Source organism: Pseudomonas sp. RC3H12 (assembly GCF_018596375.1).
Classification (GTDB): domain Bacteria; phylum Pseudomonadota; class Gammaproteobacteria; order Pseudomonadales; family Pseudomonadaceae; genus Aquipseudomonas.
The window spans coordinates 398,041-414,088 of record NZ_CP075595.1; the positions used below are offsets into that span (position 1 = coordinate 398,041).

Annotated in this window: 17 protein-coding genes and 2 tRNA genes; 8 read left to right on the plus strand and 11 right to left on the minus strand. The window is 65.8% G+C overall.

Annotated features, from left to right (window positions below):
• Positions 1–29: 29 nt before the first annotated feature.
• Positions 30–251 carry a cysteine-rich CWC family protein gene (locus KHO27_RS01815; RefSeq protein ID WP_214501086.1) on the minus strand — a complete coding sequence of 74 codons (222 nt, stop codon included), beginning with the start codon at positions 249–251 and terminating at the stop codon, positions 30–32.
• Positions 244–1,734, minus strand: a complete 1,491-nt coding sequence (locus tag KHO27_RS01820) for a sensor domain-containing diguanylate cyclase (protein ID WP_214501087.1) — start codon at positions 1,732–1,734, stop codon at positions 244–246. The genes KHO27_RS01815 and KHO27_RS01820 overlap by 8 nt, the downstream gene beginning before the upstream one ends.
• Before the next feature lie 212 nt (positions 1,735–1,946).
• On the opposite strand from KHO27_RS01820, the gene KHO27_RS01825 reads away from it, so the two are divergent.
• The gene (locus KHO27_RS01825; protein ID WP_214501088.1) at positions 1,947–2,384 is read left to right on the plus strand and encodes a hypothetical protein; all 438 of its coding nucleotides are present in this window, start codon (positions 1,947–1,949) and stop codon (positions 2,382–2,384) included.
• 27 nt (positions 2,385–2,411) lie between these two features.
• Here KHO27_RS01825 and dspII read toward each other — a convergent pair whose 3' ends face one another.
• Complete coding sequence (dspII, locus tag KHO27_RS01830; protein WP_214501089.1) at positions 2,412–3,518, minus strand: enoyl-CoA hydratase/isomerase DspII; 1,107 nt, start codon at positions 3,516–3,518, stop codon at positions 2,412–2,414.
• 128 nt (positions 3,519–3,646) lie between these two features.
• Between dspII and ung the strand changes: the two genes are divergently transcribed.
• Positions 3,647–4,339: a uracil-DNA glycosylase gene (ung, locus tag KHO27_RS01835; RefSeq protein WP_046856879.1), complete on the plus strand. Its 693-nt coding sequence runs from the start codon at positions 3,647–3,649 to the stop codon at positions 4,337–4,339.
• A 35-nt stretch (positions 4,340–4,374) separates the two neighbouring features.
• On the opposite strand, the gene KHO27_RS01840 is transcribed toward ung, so the two are convergent.
• From KHO27_RS01840 to KHO27_RS01860, 5 genes are all read right to left on the minus strand, one after another.
• Positions 4,375–5,400, minus strand: a complete 1,026-nt coding sequence (locus KHO27_RS01840) for an AbrB family transcriptional regulator (protein WP_214501090.1) — start codon at positions 5,398–5,400, stop codon at positions 4,375–4,377.
• Positions 5,393–6,907 (minus strand): tripartite tricarboxylate transporter permease, encoded by a 1,515-nt coding sequence (locus tag KHO27_RS01845; RefSeq protein WP_110697710.1) that lies wholly within the window; start codon positions 6,905–6,907, stop codon positions 5,393–5,395. The genes KHO27_RS01840 and KHO27_RS01845 overlap by 8 nt, the downstream gene beginning before the upstream one ends.
• Before the next feature lie 3 nt (positions 6,908–6,910).
• The gene (locus KHO27_RS01850) at positions 6,911–7,369 is read right to left on the minus strand and encodes a tripartite tricarboxylate transporter TctB family protein (protein WP_102681581.1); all 459 of its coding nucleotides are present in this window, start codon (positions 7,367–7,369) and stop codon (positions 6,911–6,913) included.
• Between the two features lie 95 nt (positions 7,370–7,464).
• Complete coding sequence (locus tag KHO27_RS01855; protein ID WP_046856875.1) at positions 7,465–8,445, minus strand: Bug family tripartite tricarboxylate transporter substrate binding protein; 981 nt, start codon at positions 8,443–8,445, stop codon at positions 7,465–7,467.
• Between the two features lie 31 nt (positions 8,446–8,476).
• Positions 8,477–9,766, minus strand: a complete 1,290-nt coding sequence (locus KHO27_RS01860) for an OprD family porin (RefSeq protein WP_214501091.1) — start codon at positions 9,764–9,766, stop codon at positions 8,477–8,479.
• A 200-nt stretch (positions 9,767–9,966) separates the two neighbouring features.
• On the opposite strand from KHO27_RS01860, the gene tctD reads away from it, so the two are divergent.
• Both tctD and tctE read left to right on the plus strand, forming a co-directional pair.
• Entirely contained in the window at positions 9,967–10,638 is a 672-nt protein-coding gene (gene tctD / locus KHO27_RS01865) for a two-component system response regulator TctD (protein WP_110697714.1), read from the plus strand.
• Positions 10,631–12,010 (plus strand): two-component system sensor histidine kinase TctE, encoded by a 1,380-nt coding sequence (gene tctE, locus KHO27_RS01870; RefSeq protein ID WP_102681584.1) that lies wholly within the window; start codon positions 10,631–10,633, stop codon positions 12,008–12,010. The genes tctD and tctE overlap by 8 nt, the downstream gene beginning before the upstream one ends.
• A 43-nt stretch (positions 12,011–12,053) precedes the next feature.
• Here the strand turns inward: tctE and KHO27_RS01875 are convergent, their stop codons facing one another.
• A complete protein-coding gene (locus KHO27_RS01875) occupies positions 12,054–12,860 on the minus strand; it encodes an HDOD domain-containing protein (RefSeq protein ID WP_102681585.1) in 807 nt (268 codons plus the stop codon).
• A gap of 55 nt (positions 12,861–12,915) precedes the next feature.
• A complete protein-coding gene (gene ygfZ / locus KHO27_RS01880; RefSeq protein WP_110697716.1) occupies positions 12,916–13,857 on the minus strand; it encodes a CAF17-like 4Fe-4S cluster assembly/insertion protein YgfZ in 942 nt (313 codons plus the stop codon).
• 133 nt (positions 13,858–13,990) lie between these two features.
• Between ygfZ and KHO27_RS01885 the strand changes: the two genes are divergently transcribed.
• A complete protein-coding gene (locus KHO27_RS01885) occupies positions 13,991–14,245 on the plus strand; it encodes an FAD assembly factor SdhE (protein WP_028690159.1) in 255 nt (84 codons plus the stop codon).
• A complete protein-coding gene (locus KHO27_RS01890; protein ID WP_111531744.1) occupies positions 14,229–14,681 on the plus strand; it encodes a protein YgfX in 453 nt (150 codons plus the stop codon). The genes KHO27_RS01885 and KHO27_RS01890 overlap by 17 nt, the downstream gene beginning before the upstream one ends.
• A 4-nt stretch (positions 14,682–14,685) precedes the next feature.
• Here the strand turns inward: KHO27_RS01890 and rdgC are convergent, their stop codons facing one another.
• A complete protein-coding gene (rdgC, locus tag KHO27_RS01895; RefSeq protein WP_023631647.1) occupies positions 14,686–15,606 on the minus strand; it encodes a recombination-associated protein RdgC in 921 nt (306 codons plus the stop codon).
• A 216-nt stretch (positions 15,607–15,822) separates the two neighbouring features.
• On the opposite strand from rdgC, the gene KHO27_RS01900 reads away from it, so the two are divergent.
• Together KHO27_RS01900 and KHO27_RS01905 are read left to right on the plus strand one after the other, a co-directional pair.
• Positions 15,823–15,898 (plus strand) — tRNA-Val (locus tag KHO27_RS01900).
• Between the two features lie 13 nt (positions 15,899–15,911).
• A tRNA-Asp gene (locus KHO27_RS01905) sits at positions 15,912–15,988 on the plus strand.
• The last annotated feature ends 60 nt before the right edge of the window (positions 15,989–16,048 follow it).

The window sequence follows — 16,048 nt, forward strand, 5'->3', positions numbered from 1 at the left end:
GGGCCGCTTGCAGGAAACCGGCGCGCAGTCTAACGGATCGTGCGCGCTTGCGCTGCCTTGAGCTGTGCGTCCACCTGTGCGCAGCGCGGGCACAAGCAGGCCTTGTTGCGCAGTTCGGCGGGCAGGGCCTCGATGACTGCCGAGTCGATGTCCACCTCGAAGCACCAGCAGCCTTGCGTGGCGTTGCGCGGGTCGGCCAGGCCGCATTGGTTGAGGGCGCCGCAGGCGGGGCAGCGTTGGGGTTCAGGCATGGTCGGTTCCGGGCATCTCGCTGCAGACGCGGTTGCGTCCGCCTTGTTTGGCACGATAGAGGGCGTGGTCGGCGCGGGTCAGCAGACTGTGCAGGCTGTCGCCGCGCTGCAGGGCGGACAGGCCGATGCTCGCGGTCAGGCGCAGTGGCTGGTCGGCATAGCTGAAGGTCAGCTGCTCGGTGCGCCGACGGATCTTCTCCGCCACTTCGATAGCTTGGCGGCCTTCGGCTTCACGCAGCAGCACGATGAACTCCTCGCCGCCCCAGCGGCAGAGTATATCGGACTGACGCAGGCTGCCCTGCAGCACATTGGCGAACTGGCGCAGCACTTCGTCGCCGGCCAGGTGGCCGTGGGTGTCGTTGAGGGCCTTGAAATGATCGAGGTCGATCAGCAGGGCGACCAGCGGCGCGCTGTCGCGCTGGGCCTCGACCAGCGCCTGGCCGGCCAGCAGGTCGAAGCTGCGGCGGTTGGGCAGGCCGGTGAGGCTGTCGAGGGTGGCCAGCGCCTCGGCGTTGTCCTGGTGGCGCTTGACCATGGCGTTGAGCAGCGACAGCACGACCAGGGTGATCATCGCGCAGATCGCCAGGTTCAGGTACAGCGACTGGCGGATGCGCTCCAGGGCGCCGGTCTCGCGCTTGTCCACCAGCAGGTACCAGCCCAGCTCCGGCAGCAGGCGCACGTTGAGGAAGTGGCTGTGGCCGTCGTTGTCGGTGTACTCATGGCTGCCGGTGGCGGGTGTCGGCATGCGCGCCAGCAACGCCTGCCACTGGTTGCTGTCGGCCAATTGCTGGCCGGCGCGCAAGCTGTGGGGGCCACCGTCGGATCCGGTCAGCAGGACCTTGCCCTGGGCATCGGTGAACAGCACCGAACGCTGGTACCTGCGTTGATAGTCGTCGATCAGGCGTACCACCGACTCCACGCTCAAGCCCACCCCGGCGGCCCCGATGAAGCGTTGCTGGTAGTCGAGCACGCGGTGGTTGATGAACACGGTGAGCTTGTCCTGGTTGGCCATGTCCAGGTCGACATTGATCTCGTAGGGTTTGTTCGACTGGCGCAGGCGGAAGTACCAGGCGTCGCGCCAGGCATCGGGGCGTACCTGCTTGAGTACGCCCTTGGCCTGGTAGTAGGTGAGGCTGCGGTCGGAAACGAAAAAGCTGGTGCAGGTGACCTGGCTGCCCATCACTTCGCCCAGGTAGCGGGTGACGCGCGTGGTGTCCTGTTCGCCGCCCAGTACCCAGTCCCGCAGGAAGGTGTCCTGGGCCATCATCGATGAGATCAGCACCGGGCGAATAAGGTCTTTCTGGATTTCCGAATAGACCGTGTCGGAGGTCAGCGGCAGTTCGGTGTTGACGATCCCGTCGCGGATCGCCCCGCGCGAGGCGTAGTAGCTCAGCAGCGAGGTGGCCAGGAAGCCGCAGGCCAGCAACAGCAGCAGGGCGAGGATCAGCGAGCGTTGCGAGAACAGGGCGGAGGGCGAAGGCATGATCTTCCCGTGAAGTGTGCCGGTGGCCACATTCTAGTGAGATGACCGAAAAATGACTGCATGTTTTTCAGGGTTATACGACCTGTTTCAATTTGTTGCATAAATGGCACCGAACCCTGGCGCGACTGTCTTATCCAGTGTCGATGAACGCATTGCCGTCGACGCCCGCCAGCGCCGCTGTGCCGGGCACCCCTGCGGTCCAGGAGGCCGCCATGTACTCACGAATCCTGCTCATCGTCCTGCTCGGACTGCTGACATCCGCCTGCGCCCCTTACTATGCGGACAACGGCTACTACCGCCGTGACTACTACACCAGCGATCGCTATGTTTACCCTGGCTACTACCGTCAGGATCGCTACTATGTGGCACCGCAGCCACGCTATTACTACCAGCCCGCGCCGCGTTACTACCGGCCCGCACCAGGGCCACAGTACCGCCCGTATCCGGCACCCGGCGTGCAGCCGCGCTGGCAAGGCAACCCGCGCTACGACTATGGCAACCGCCAGCGCTACGACTATGGGCGCGATCGCGACCGCCACGACTATCGCAATGATGATCGCCGAGGTGATCGCTGGCATTCGAACGGGCAGGGCAATCGCGATCGTCGACCAGACGGCGGGCGAGGTGGCGAGCGGGGCTGGTCGCGTTGACCGAGTGCGGACACGCCCCGCGATGCGTTATCCCAGTTCCGCCAGCGGGTGCCGTCCCTCCCAGACCTTGCTGAAATGCGCCTCCACCACCGCCGCTGGCACCTGCGCCACATCCGGCCAGTGCCAGTGCGGGGTGTTGTCCTTGTCCAGCAGGCGCGCGCGCACCCCTTCGCTGAACTCCGGGTGACGGCAACAGTTCAGGCTCATCGTGTACTCCATCTGGAACACCTGGGTCAGTGAAAGGCACCGAGCCCGACGGATCTGTTCCCACACCAGGTGCGCCGTCAACGGGCAGCCCTCATGCAAGCGTTGACCCGCCGCCGCCAGCAACGGATCGGCATGTCGGGCCAGGCCGGCCAGAGCGCGCCAGGCCGCGACGGGGTCGGCCACGTCGAGCACTTCGTCGATCACGGCCCGACGTGCCAGCCATTGCCCTTCGGGAAGCTCCACGCAGGCACGGTGCTGTTCGGCCTTGAGCAGGCTGTTGAGCTGCAGGGCGGTCTGCTCCTGCCAGTTCAACTGCAACAGCTCTTCGATCAGCGCCTCCTGCTGATGCTCGCCCAGGAAGCGGTCGGCGAGGCCCAGGTCCAGCGCGTCGCGGGCATTGAGGGGCGCGCCGGTGAGCCCCAGGAACAGGCCAAGCTTGCCGGGCAGGCGGGCCAGGAACCAGCTGGCGCCAACGTCGGGATACAGGCCGATACTGATTTCGGGCATGGCCAGGCGGCTGCTGGGAGTGACGATGCGCACCGCGGCGCCTTGCAGCAGGCCCATGCCGCCGCCTAGCACATGACCATGGCCCCAGCACAGCAGAGGCTTGGGATAGGTGTGCAGGTGATAGTCGAGACGGTATTCACGGGCGAAGAAGGTCGCTGCCAGCGGTGGCACGCTACCGGGGTGTTCGCGGCAGGCCTGGACCAGGGCCCGCACGTCGCCGCCGGCACAGAAGGCCTTTGGCCCGTTGCCGCGCAGTAGCACGCAGACGATCCCGGGGTCGCTGGCCCAGCCGCGCAGCCGTTCGTCGAGCACTTCGATCATGGGCAACGTCAGGGCATTGAGCGCCTTGGGCGCGTCCAGGGTGGCGATGCCGATACGGGCGCCGTCGGCGCCGGTCAGTACCTCGCATTGAATGGACATGGGCTACCTCGCGCAAATCATCCCCTCAGTATGGCCTGCCGCGCCGAAGCTGCCGGTCGTCGGTCGGATCGATTGACAAGCCGGCCAGGCTTTCCTAGTGTCGCGGCACTTTGCTTTTGGATGCCCCCATGACCGACGACGATCGCATCAAACTCGAGCCCAGCTGGAAAGCCGCGCTGCGTGCCGAGTTTGACCAGCCCTACATGCATCAGCTACGCGAGTTCCTGCGCGGCGAATACGCCGCCGGCAAGGAGATCTACCCGCCCGGGCCATTGATCTTCAACGCCCTCAACTCCACGCCGCTGGAGCAGGTCAAGGTGGTCATCCTCGGCCAGGACCCGTACCACGGTCCGGGCCAGGCCCATGGCCTGTGCTTCTCGGTGCAGCCGGGCATCGCCACGCCGCCGTCGCTGGTCAATATCTACAAGGAACTGCAGCGCGACCTCAACCTGCCGATCCCCAGCCACGGCTACCTGCAAAGCTGGGCGGAGCAGGGCGTGTTGTTGCTCAATACCACCATGACCGTGGAGCGGGCCAATGCGGCTTCGCATGCGAAGAAGGGCTGGGAGTTCTTCACCGACCGGATCATTCAGGTGGTCAGCGAGCAGTGCCCGAATGTGGTGTTCCTGCTGTGGGGCGCGCATGCGCAGAGCAAGCAGAAGCTGATCGATGCCAGCAAGCACCTGGTGCTCAAGTCGGTGCACCCGTCGCCGTTGTCGGCCTACCGTGGGTTCTTTGGTTGCGGGCATTTCAGCCGCACCAACAGCTTCCTCGAGCAGCGCGGGATGGCGCCGATCAATTGGGCGTTGCCGCCTTTGTGAGCTGAAAAAGAGGGCCGCGAAGCGGCCCTTCCTGCTCAGAGCCTGGCCCACTGCCGGAACAACGGCTCGGCCAGGAACAGCACGAACAGCAAGCGCATCACCTGCAGCGCCGTTACCAGCGGCACCGACAGTTGCAAGGTCTCGGCCGTCAGGCTCATCTCGGCGATGCCCCCGGGCATCATGCCCAGCGTCAGCGAGCGCAGGTCCAGGTGCGTCAGCAGGCTCAGCGCCCAGGCCGCGCCGGCGGCGATCAACATGCACAACGCCGTGGCCAGCAGGGTGCGCCCCAGGAACGACGGCGCCCGGCGGAAGAACGCGCGGTTGAAGTGGCAGGCCAGGCCACTGCCGATCAACCACTGGCCGATCTGGCTGGCGCCGTTGGGCAGGCCGATCTGCAGGTTACCCGCCAGGCTTGCGCCGGCAGCCACCAGCAACGGCCCGAACAGCCAGGGGTTGGGTTGGCGCAGGCGTTGCCACAGCAGTGCCATGAGCACCCCAAGCGGCGCAATCAACGCCAGCCAGCCCCAGCTTACGCTGCCCGCATGGTTCAGCGGCACGCCGTCGCCCAGCAGCAGTTTGAACAGCGCCGGCACGCACAGCACCACCGCCAGCACCCGCAGGCTCTGCGCCGCGGCCACCTGGCTGAGCACCGCGCCATTGCGCGCGCCGAGGTTGACCATCTCGCCCGAGCCGCCCGGCATGCTGGCGAAGAACGCCGTCGCCCGGTCTTCACCGGTGCGCCGCAGCAGCCAGACACTGATTACGCTGGACAGCGTGGTGAACAGCGCGCCGAAGAAGATCAGCGCGAAGTGGCCGGCCACCTGTTCGATCACCGCCGGTGTGAAGTGCAGGCCGATGCCGATACCGATGATCCATTGCCCGCATTTGCGGCCATTGGGGATTTCACTGAGCTGCCAGGGGGTCAGGCAGCGCACCAGGATGATCGTCAGCAAGGAGCCGACCATCCAGGGCAAGGGCCAGCCGACCTTGCTGGCGGCAAAACCGCCCGCAAGGCCGACCAGCCCGGTGGCCCAGAACAGCGGCAACGACCGGTCAGGCATCGGCCATGGCCCGGCGCTGCAGGGCACGTTTGCGCCAGCTGCGCAGCAGCGGCAGGCTCAGCATGCACACCACCAGCACCCACACGCCCATGCTGATCGGGCTCGACCAGAGGATGCCCAGTTCGCCGTTGGAGATCGACAGCGCGCGGCGCAGGTTCTGTTCCATCAAGCCGCCGAGGATGAAGCCCAGCAGGATCGGCGACAGCGGGAAGTCCAGCTTGCGCAGGATGTAGCCCATGATGCCGATACCGACCATCAGGAACAGGTCGAAGGTGGTGGCATGCACCGCGTACACGCCGATCGCGGTGATGATCGCGATCACCGGCACCAGCGCCCAGTTCGGCACGGCGAGGATGCGGGTAAAGATGCGGATCATCGGGATGTTCAGGACCACCAGCATGATGTTGGCGATGAACAGCGAGGCGATCAGGCCCCAGACGATGTCCGGTTGCTGTTCGAACAACAGCGGGCCGGGGGTGATGTTGTACAGCGTCAGGGCGCCGATCATCACCGCAGTGGTGCCCGAGCCTGGCACGCCCAGGGTCAGCATCGGTACCAGGGCGCCGCAGCAGGAGGCGCCGATGGCGGTTTCCGGGGCTGCCAGGCCACGTGCGTCGCCCTTGCCGAACTTGCCTTTGTCGCCGGCGATGCGTTTCTCGGTCATGTACGCCACGGCACTGGCCAGGGTCGCTCCAGCGCCCGGCAACACGCCCATGAAGAAGCCGAGCAGGCCGCAACGAACGTTGACGAAGAATACCGAGGCCGCTTCCTTGAAGTTGAACAGCATGCGCCCGGTGGCCTTGACCGCCACATGGCCATGGTGGGTCTTCTCCAGCAGCAGGAGGATCTCGCTGATCGAGAACAGCCCCAGCACCAGCACCACGAACTGGATGCCGTCGGCCAGGTGCACGCTGTCACCGGTGAAGCGGTACACGCCGCTGTTGGCGTCGATGCCCACTGCCGAGAGGAACAGGCCGATAAGCGCGGCGATGAACGTCTTCAGCGGTTTGTCGCCGGCCATGCCGCCGAGGGCGACGATGGCGAACACCATCAGCACGAAGTACTCCGCCGGACCGAAGGCGATCGCCCATTTCGCCAGCAGCGGGGCGAACAGCACCATGCCGCAGGTGGCGATGAGGGCACCGATGAACGAGCTCCAGGCCGACAGCGACAGGGCCACGCCGGCCAGGCCCTGGCGGGCCATGGGGTAGCCGTCGAGGGTGGTCATCACGGTGGAGGCTTCACCGGGGATGTTCAGCAGGATTGAGCTGATCCGCCCGCCGTACTCGCAGCCCAGGTACACGGCGGCCAGCAGGATCAGCGCCGACTCCGGCGGCAGGCCGAGGGCGAAGGCGATAGGGATCAGCAGGGCCACGCCGTTGATCGGGCCCAGGCCCGGCAGCAGGCCGACCACGGTGCCGATCAGGGTGCCGGTCAGGGCGGTGACCAGGTTGTACGGGCTCAGGGCGACGCCGAAGCCCTGGCCCAGGTAGCTCAAGGTATCCATGTGTCAGTTCTCCAGTACGTCGAGCAGGCCGAGGGGCAGGGGGACGTCCATCACCCGGTCGAACAACCAATAGAGGAAGATGCTCATGCCCACCACCACGATGGCGCTGTGCAGCCAGCGGCCTCCGTACAGGCGAGCCATGGGCAGGCCGACCAGGATGGCGCTGAGGATGAAGCCCAGCGCCTCGAAGGTGGCGGCGAAGACGATCAACAGCCCGACGCAGGCGGTGATCTTGATCAGGGTCTCGCGGTCCAGCTCCGGTTCGTCGTCCTTGCGCACGATGGGCGTGGGGCGAATGGCCAGGTACAGCAGGCCCAGGCTCATCAGGCCAAGCATCAGCAGCGGGTAGGCGCGTGGGCCCACCGGTTCGTAGGAGAAGGCGGCCTGGTAGGGCCAGGCCATCACGGCCAGCACGGCGCACAGCGCCAGCAGGACGAGGGCGAAGAGGCGTTGCAGGATCATGGAATAAATCCTCATGGTCGAAGAGCGGGGCGTGGGAGCGGGCTTGCCCCGCGATGGGGCATCGCGGGGCAAGCCCGCTCCCACGGGGTCGATGCTTACTGGATCAACCCGAACTCACGGGCCAATGCCTTGTAGTCAGCCACCTGCTTCTTCACATAGCCGTCCAGCTCTTCGCCGGTCATGGCGAACGGGAACAGTTCGCGCTGGTCACGCAGCTTGGCGAACTCCTCCGAGGCCAGCAGCTTGTCGAACGAGGCCTTCCACCAGGCATAGTCCTCGTCGCTGACCTTCGGCCCGAGGTAGAAACCGCGCACCACCGGCCAGACGATGTCGTAGCCCTGCTCCTTGGCGGTGGGGATGTCTTTCATCTCCGGCTCGTCCAGGCGGTTCTCGGAGAACACCGCGAGGATGCGCATGTTGCCGCTCTGGATGTGCGGCATGGAGTCGGAAATATCGGTGGAACCCACCTGGATATGCCCACCGAGCAGCGCGGTGGCGATCTCGCCGCCGCCTTCCAGGGCCACGTAGCGCAGGTCGCGCGGGTTGATGCCGGCGGCCTTGGCGATCAGCGCGGTCTGCATCCAGTCCTGGCTGCCGACGGTGCCGCCGGAGCCGATCACCACCTTGCTCGGGTCTTTCTTCAGGGCAGCGACCAGGTCATCGAGGGTCTTGTAGGGCGAGTCGCTCTTCACCGCGATGGCGCCATAGCTGGTGCCGACCGCCGCCAGCCATTTCACTGCGTTCTCGTCGAAGCGGCCGAACTTGCCCTGGGCCAGGTTCAGCAGCGAACCGCTGGACCAGGCCACCAGGGTGCCGGCATCGCCTGGCCGCTGGGCAACCACGGCGTTGTAGGCTACCGCGCCGACACCGCCGGGCATGTAGGTCACGCGCATGGGCTTGCTGAGGATCTTCTCGTTGACCAGGGCGCTCTGCACCAGCTTGCAGGTCAGGTCGAAACCGCCGCCGGGCGAGGCCGGCGCGATGCATTCGGGGCGTTTGGGTTCGGCGGCCAGGGCGTTGCCGGCCAGCAGCAGGCAGCCGGTGGCCAGGACGAGGCGGCGCAGTGAAAATGTCATTGTCTATCTCCGTGAGCGTTGTTGTTATGGGTTACCACAGAGCCACGCTGTAGCTCACCAGCAGCCGCACCTCGTCCGCGTCGCGGGCGAAGTTGGAGCGGAAGGTGGCGTTGCGCAGGCGCACGGCGACGTTTTTCAACGGGCCGCTTTGTACCACGTACTTCAGTTCGGTGTTGCGTTCCCACTCCTTGCCCTCGCCGCCGGCGGCGCGGCTGACGTTGTCGCCGCTGATGTAGCGGGTCATGAAGGTCAGGCCGGGGATGCCGAGGGCGGCGAAGTTGTAGTCGTAGCGTGCCTGCCAGGAGCGCTCGTCGGCACCTGCGAAGTCGTTGATCTGGACGAAGTTGACCAGGTAGGGGTCGGCGCCATCGACATAGGGGAAGGCGCTGTCGCCTGTAAGCTGCTGCCAGGCACCGCTGACCTTGTGCCCGCCCAGGGTGTAGCTGAGCATGCCGTTGAGGGTGGTGTTGTCGATCTTGCCGGCCTTGGCCGCGCCGGCATCGTCGCTGATCGCCAGGCGCAGGTCGGCGCCCAGGGTGCCCGGGCCCCACGGCTGGGTGGCGAGCATGCCGATGAAGTGCTGGCGATAGATGTCGTCGAGTTGGGCGAAGTGGTAGCTGCCAGTGATGCGGTCGGTGAACTGGTAGTCCAGGCCGCCGGTGTCGAAATGGTCGGCGCTGAAAGTGCCGCCGAAGCGACTGTTCTTGTTGTTGATTGCCAGGTCTTCCCAGTTGGTGTCGTTGCGGTCCTTGGCTTTTTCCAGACGGGCGCCGGTGAAGGTCAGGCCTTTGATCTCCTTCGAGGTGACCAGGCCGCCTTCGAAGGTCTGCGGCAGGATGCGCCCGTCGTTGGGCTGCAGCGTGGGCAGCTCGGGGATCAGCGTGCCGACCTTCAGTTCGGTCTGCGAGACCTTGACCTTGCCGGTCAGGCCGAACTTGGAGTATTCGTCGGCAGCCTTGCCGTTGTCGTGGGTCGGCAGCAGGCCGGTGTCGGTGCGGTCCTTGCTGGAGTCGAGCTTGACCCCGAGCATGCCCAGCGCATCCAGGCCGAAGCCCACGGTGCCTTCGGTATAGCCGGACTCGAAGTTGAGCATGAAACCCTGGGCCCATTCGTCGCGCTTGGATTGTTGCGCGCTGGTGCCGTCGCGGAAGTCGCGGTTGAAGTACATGTTGCGGGTTTCGAAGGTGGCCGTGCTGTCTTCGAAGAAGGCGGCCTGGCTCAGGGGCGCGACACCGGCAAGGGCGAAGGCGCTGGCGAGGGCGGAAGGTCGGGCGGCGAGGGAACGGATAGGCGCGTACGCCTGCGGCTGCATGGACAGCATCGTCGGTGACTCCATTTATTGTTCTTATGTGTTTGCACCTTGCTGGTGCTTTTTGCGGCGCGCGGGGCAGCCGTGGTGCGATGCTAGGTAACCAACCTTTCGCTAACCTTTCAGCGTGAAAGGTTTGTTGCGAGGGCTTCACAGCACTCGCCACGGCGGTACACTCCGCGCAAAAAGCCCACCCGAACAGGGAGAATCCGATGCGTGTGCTGCTGGTCGAAGACCACCTGCAACTGGCCGAAAGCGTGGCCCAGGCCCTCAAGAGCCAGGGCCTGACCGTGGACGTGCTGCATGACGGCGTGGCCGCCGACCTGGCCCTGGCCAGCGAGGACTATGCCGTGGCGGTGCTGGATGTCGGCCTGCCGCGCCTGGACGGCTTCGAGGTGCTGGCGCGTTTGCGCGGACGCGGCAAGACCTTGCCGGTGCTGATGCTCACCGCCCGCAGCGATGTGAAGGACCGGGTGCATGGATTGAACCTCGGTGCCGACGACTACCTGGCCAAACCCTTCGAGCTGACCGAGCTGGAAGCAAGGGTCAAGGCCTTGCTGCGGCGCAGCGTGCTCGGCGGCGAGCGCCAGCAGCGTTGCGGCCCGCTGGTCTATGACCTGGATACCCGGCGCTTCGGGCTGGACGGCGAGCCGCTGACCTTGACCCAGCGCGAGCAGAGCGTGCTCGAGGCACTGATTGCCCGCCCCGGTCGGGTGATGAGCAAGGAGCAGCTGGCGGCCCAGGTGTTCGGCCTCGACGAGGAGGCCAGCCCCGACGCCATCGAGATCTACATCCACCGCCTGCGCAAGAAGCTCGACGGTCACCCGGTGGCCATCGTCACCTTCCGTGGCCTGGGCTACCTGCTCGAGCACCGCGATGCGTGACAACGGCAGCCTGCGCGGGCGCCTGCTGGGCAACCTGGCGTTGCTGCTGGTGGTGCTGATGCTGGCCAGCGGTCTGAGCGCTTACTGGAATGGCCGCGAAGCCGCCGACACCGCCTATGACCGGACCCTGCTGGCGTCGGCGCGGACCATCGCTGCCGGCCTGTCGCAGCGCGACGGCACCCTCAGCGCCGATGTGCCCTACGTGGCCCTGGACACCTTCGCCTATGACAGCGCCGGACGCATCTACTATCAGGTGCTGGACATCCACCAGAAGCTCATCTCCGGCTACGAGCACCTGCCCCCGCCACCGCCGGGCACGCCGCGCACCGACGACTACCCGGCACTGGCGCGTTTCTACAATGCCACCTACCTGGGTCAGGACGTGCGTGTGGTCAGCCTGCTCAAGGCGGTGAGCGAACCAAACATGAACGGCATGGCCGAGATTCGCGTGGCCGAGACCGAGGAGGCGCGGGTGCGCATGGCCCGCGGGCTGATGGCCGACACCCTGCTGCGCCTGGGGATGCTGGCCTTCGGCGCGCTGATGATGGTGTGGTTCGCGGTGAGCGCCGCCCTGCGTCCCCTGGAGCGCTTGCGCACGGCGGTGGAGGAGCGCCAGCCCGACGATCTGCGCGCCTTGCCCGTAGTGCAGGTGCAGCGCGAGCTGGGGCCGCTGGTGCGTGCCCTCAACCATTTCACCGAGCGGCTGCGTGGCCAGTTCGAGCGCCAGGCACAGTTCATCGCCGACGCCGCCCATGAGCTGCGCACGCCGCTGGCGGCGCTCAAGGCACGGGTCGAGCTGGGCCTGCGCTCACGGGAGCCAGAAGAATGGCGCAAGACCCTGGAGGCGGCGGCCCTGGGCACGGACCGGCTCACCCATCTGGCCAACCAGTTGCTGTCATTGGCGCGGGTGGAGAATGGCGCCCGGGCCATCGCCGAGGGCGGTGCGCAACGCCTGGACCTGAGCCAGCTGGCCCGCGAGCTGGGCATGGCCATGGCGCCGCTGGCCCATGCCCGCGGCGTTGCGCTGGCGCTGGAGGCCGAGGCGCCGGTATGGCTCAAGGGCGAGCCGACCTTGCTCAACGAGCTGCTCAGCAACCTGGTGGACAATGCCCTGGCCCACACCCCGCCAGGCGGAGACGTCGTGCTGCGGGTGCTGGCGCCGGCGGTACTTGAAGTCGAGGACGATGGGCCAGGGATTCCGCAGGATGAGCGTGAGCGGGTGTTCGAGCGCTTCTACCGGCGCAGCGCCCAGGGCAGCGGGCTGGGGCTGGCCATCGTCGGCGAGATCTGCCGGGCGCACCTGGCGCAGATCAGCCTGCATGACGGCGAGCGCGGCGGGTTGAAGGTGCGGGTGAGTTTTATCGCGGATTGATGTCGGCTATCGCGGGGATTGTCCCGCGATCAGCCCTGTCGATTCAGCGCAACATGCTCCGCGCATCCAGCAGTTCGGCGATATCCAGCTCGGTGCCATAGGGCAGCCCCAGATGCCGGTAGGCGGGCAGGGCGGCCAGTGGCCGGATGCGCTCGCGCTGGCAGATGCAGCGGGCGATCTGGACGATATCGATGTAGTCGATCTGGTCGGTGCGCCGGTCCAGGTCCTGCACCTGGCTGGGCAGGCTGACCAGTTGCTCGGGAAACTCCCAGGCGCTAAGAATCTTGTCGCCCAACACCGGCTGGATCTGTTCGATCACGAAATGCAGGCAGATCGGGTCGGAGAGCAACTCGTTGTGCTCCTCGGCATAGATCAGCACCGGCAACGCGCCGATCTGGTGCACCAGGCCGCCGAGGGTGGCCTGGTCGGGCTTGAGCTGGGTGTAGCGTCGGCACAGTTCATAGCTGATGCCCGCCACATCCAGGCTGTTGGCCCATATATCACGCAGCTTGTGTTCAACCGCCGGGGCGCGGGCATGGAAGATCTGCTCGATCACCAGGCCGATGGCCAGGTTGCAGCTGTAGTTGATGCCCAGGCGCGTGATCGCGGTGTGCAGGTCGGTGACTTCGACGGCGGCGCGCAGCAACGGGCTGTTGACCACCTTGATCAGGCGTGCCGACAGGGCGGCGTCGCGGCCGATCACCTTGCTCAAGGCGGACACGCTGATCTCGCTGTCTTCGGCGGCTTCGCGAATGCTCAGGGCGACTTCCGGAAGCGTCGGCAGGACCAGGTCGTCCCGGTCGATGGCGGCGAGCAATTGCGCTTGGACCTTCTCGGCCAGCTTGTTCATGGACTTCTCTACGGCAAAGGTGGTGCAGCCCCGGCGTAACGCCGGGGCGGGCTGGTCAGCGCTGGATTTCCCGGTCGCGGTCCAGTTCGTAAGGCAGGTCGAGCAGCGTCAGGCGCGGGCCTTCCAGGCTGCCCAAGTGCAGGTTGTCGTCCGCCACGGCATCGGCGCTGAGCACGGCCAACAGTTCGACGGCGCTGCCGGTGCTGGCAGCGATCACCACCTCGCCGACCGACGAGCCGTGTGTCGGCGAGAAGATCTCGGCGCCCGGCTCGGGTACCGCTGTCTCGGCCAGCGCCAGGCGATACTGGCGGCGTTTGAGCTTGCCCAGGTACTGCATGCGGGCGACGATCTCCTGGCCGGTGTAGCAACCCTTCTTGAAGCTCACGCCATCGACGGCCTGCAGGTTGATCATCTGCGGGATGAACAGCTCGCGGGTCGGGCCCATGACCTGGCCGATGCCGGCGCGCACCTGGCCAAGCAGCCAGTCGTTGAGCGTGCCCTCTGGCAGCGCGGCGGCGAGCGTCCCGCGCACGGCGCTGGCCCGGTCGGCAGGCGCCCACAGTTCGACCCGCCCGGCCGAGGCGCGGATGGCGATCAGGCCATCATGACGTGCGGTCGCGCCGGCCTCGTCCGCCACGCTCAGGCTCAGCGCCTGCAGGGCCGCATCGCCGTGCTGCAGGCCGAAGCGCACCCAGGCGGCGCTGTCGTCGCTCAGCGTGGCCTTGGAGAACACCGCGTACTTCTTCAGGTCGGCCAGTTGCGCCTCGAGCAGCTCGCTGGCCATGGCCAGCAGGTAGCCATTGCCCTCGGGCAGGATACGGAAACTAGACTGCATGCGGCCCTTGACCATGCAGCGGGCACCGAGGCTCGCATGGGCTTCGCTGAGGTAGCTGATATTGCAGGTCAGTTGACCCTGCAGGAACTTGCCGGCGTCGGAGCCGCGGACGGCGAGGATGCCCTCATGGGAGAGGGAACAGAAGAAAGCGGAATCGGCCATGGGTCATCGCGGTAGCTAAAGACTGGCGGCCATCATAGAACGCCGGTAACAAAATAGGTAGGTGAGTAGACCAACGCCTTGTGCCGCTTCATTCGCTGCGCGGTATACTGCGCGACCATTCGAGGAGGGCCCCATGGTCGAACAAACTGAACTCAATCGGCTTTTCTGGCACAGCCGTCGCGGCATGCTGGAACTGGACGTGCTGCTGGTACCGTTCACCCAGGAGGTCTACCCGAGCCTGAGCGAAGCGGACCGCGAGCTGTACCGTCGCCTGCTGACCTGCGAGGACCAGGACATGTTCGGCTGGTTCATGGAGCGCAGCGAGTCCGAAGATCCGGAGCTGCAGCGCATGGTCCGCATCATCCTGGACCGTGTCCAGCCCAAGTGAAGCATTCGAGTGCCGTTGGCAGGGCTCGCGCCTGCTGCTGACGGCCTATCTCGCCTGCCAGGCGCTGGCGCTCATCGCCAGCGTTGTGGTCGCGTTGCCCGGTTGGCCAAAGGGCCTGCTGGTCATTGCCTGTCTTGCCCACGCCTGTTGGGCCATTCCCCGCCGGATCCTGCTGTCCCACCCTGGCGCCGTCACCGGCCTGCGTCGTGAGCCGGGTGGCTGGCATATATACAGTCGTGCCCGGGGTTGGCAACCGGTGCGCCTGTGCCGTGACAGCGTTGCCCTGCCCGCAGTGGTCGTGCTGCGCTTCGTGCGCAAGGGGCAATGGTTCAGCCAGAGCCAGTGCATCCCCAAGGACGCCCTGGCGCAGGAACAGCATCGACGGCTGCGGGTGCGGCTGAAGTTCAGCCGGCGCCGCTGGGCCGCGCCGGCTTGAAGGGTCAGACCCCCTGCGGAATCTCTTCGCCGCCGAGTGCTTCGAACAGCACCGGCAGGAACTCGGTGAAGGTCATCATCATCAGCAGGAAGCTGGCGTCGAACTGTTGCTGGGCCTCGTCACCACCATCCTGCTCGGCCTGCTCTTGCAGCAGCTCCTCGAACTTCAGGCGCTTGATCACCATCTTGTCGTCGAGCACGAACGACAGTTTGTCCTGCCAGGCCAGGGCCAGCTGGGTGACCACCTTGCCGGTGCTCAGGTGCAGCTGGATTTCCTCGCCGGTCAGGTCCTGACGCTTGCAGCGCACGATGCCGCCGTCTTCGGCGGTGTCGCGCAGTTCGCATTCGTCGAGGACGTAGAAGCCTTCGGCGGCCTGTTGCGACTTGACCCAGTCGGTCATGGTCGCGCTTGGTGCGATCTTCACGGTGGCCGGGCGTACCGGCAGCGAACCGATCACTTCACGCAGGGTCGACAGCAGGTCCTCGGCGCGCTTGGCGCTGGCCGAGTTGACCAGGATCATGCCCAGGCGCGGTGCGATGGCGGCGAAGATCATCGAACGACGAATGAAAGCGCGCGGCAGGAAGGCCTGGATGATCTCGTCCTTGATCTGGTCGCGTTCCTTCTTGTAGACCTTACGCATCTGCTCGGCCTCGATCTCCTCGACCTTCTCCTTGACCGCGTCGTTGACCACGCTGCTGGGCAGGATGCGCTCTTCTTTACGTGCGGCGATCAGCATGAATTCGCCACTGACGTGAACCAGGGGGGCATCCTCGCCCTTGCCGAACGGTGCGACGAAACCGTAGGTGGTCAGTTCCTGGCTGGCGCAGGGGCGGGCCGGCTTGCTGGCCAGGGCGGCCTCCAGGGCCTCGGCCTCGAACGGTACTTCCTGGGTCAGGCGATAGGACAGCAGGTTCTTGAACCACATGAGGGGGAATCTCTCCTTAATACATAAGGCGGGCATTATTCTCCGAGCAACGGTTCCAGGCCAACCCTGTCAGAGGGCCAGCAGTCCTATATAGAGGAAGAAAATCGCGGCGCGGCTAGGTCTTTGAAAGGCCTGGAAATTTTTTTCAAATATTTTGAAAAAAGTGCTTGCCAGGGTAGAAGGTCCTCCGTAGAATGCGCGCCACACCGAGACGAAGGGTGATTAGCTCAGCCGGGAGAGCATCTGCCTTACAAGCAGAGGGTCGGCGGTTCGATCCCGTCATCACCCACCACTCGATGTATAGCGCGGCGGTAGTTCAGTCGGTTAGAATACCGGCCTGTCACGCCGGGGGTCGCGGGTTCGAGTCCCGTCCGCCGCGCCATATTAAGCTTCCAGGGCCCACTGAACACCCGGAAGCAACAGAGAAAGCGACCTTAGGGTC

What these genes read in the sequence shown, in the direction of transcription:
- KHO27_RS01815 (WP_214501086.1), bottom strand. Translation starts at nt 251, where the DNA reads ATGCCTGAACCCCAACGCTGCCCCGCCTGCGGCGCCCTCAACCAATGC.
- KHO27_RS01820 (WP_214501087.1), bottom strand. Translation starts at nt 1,734, where the DNA reads ATGCCTTCGCCCTCCGCCCTGTTCTCGCAACGCTCGCTGATCCTCGCC.
- KHO27_RS01825 (WP_214501088.1), top strand. Translation starts at nt 1,947, where the DNA reads ATGTACTCACGAATCCTGCTCATCGTCCTGCTCGGACTGCTGACATCC.
- dspII (WP_214501089.1), bottom strand. Translation starts at nt 3,518, where the DNA reads ATGTCCATTCAATGCGAGGTACTGACCGGCGCCGACGGCGCCCGTATC.
- ung (WP_046856879.1), top strand. Translation starts at nt 3,647, where the DNA reads ATGACCGACGACGATCGCATCAAACTCGAGCCCAGCTGGAAAGCCGCG.
- KHO27_RS01840 (WP_214501090.1), bottom strand. Translation starts at nt 5,400, where the DNA reads ATGCCTGACCGGTCGTTGCCGCTGTTCTGGGCCACCGGGCTGGTCGGC.
- KHO27_RS01845 (WP_110697710.1), bottom strand. Translation starts at nt 6,907, where the DNA reads ATGGATACCTTGAGCTACCTGGGCCAGGGCTTCGGCGTCGCCCTGAGC.
- KHO27_RS01850 (WP_102681581.1), bottom strand. Translation starts at nt 7,369, where the DNA reads ATGATCCTGCAACGCCTCTTCGCCCTCGTCCTGCTGGCGCTGTGCGCC.
- KHO27_RS01855 (WP_046856875.1), bottom strand. Translation starts at nt 8,445, where the DNA reads ATGACATTTTCACTGCGCCGCCTCGTCCTGGCCACCGGCTGCCTGCTG.
- KHO27_RS01860 (WP_214501091.1), bottom strand. Translation starts at nt 9,766, where the DNA reads ATGCTGTCCATGCAGCCGCAGGCGTACGCGCCTATCCGTTCCCTCGCC.
- tctD (WP_110697714.1), top strand. Translation starts at nt 9,967, where the DNA reads ATGCGTGTGCTGCTGGTCGAAGACCACCTGCAACTGGCCGAAAGCGTG.
- tctE (WP_102681584.1), top strand. Translation starts at nt 10,631, where the DNA reads ATGCGTGACAACGGCAGCCTGCGCGGGCGCCTGCTGGGCAACCTGGCG.
- KHO27_RS01875 (WP_102681585.1), bottom strand. Translation starts at nt 12,860, where the DNA reads ATGAACAAGCTGGCCGAGAAGGTCCAAGCGCAATTGCTCGCCGCCATC.
- ygfZ (WP_110697716.1), bottom strand. Translation starts at nt 13,857, where the DNA reads ATGGCCGATTCCGCTTTCTTCTGTTCCCTCTCCCATGAGGGCATCCTC.
- KHO27_RS01885 (WP_028690159.1), top strand. Translation starts at nt 13,991, where the DNA reads ATGGTCGAACAAACTGAACTCAATCGGCTTTTCTGGCACAGCCGTCGC.
- rdgC (WP_023631647.1), bottom strand. Translation starts at nt 15,606, where the DNA reads ATGTGGTTCAAGAACCTGCTGTCCTATCGCCTGACCCAGGAAGTACCG.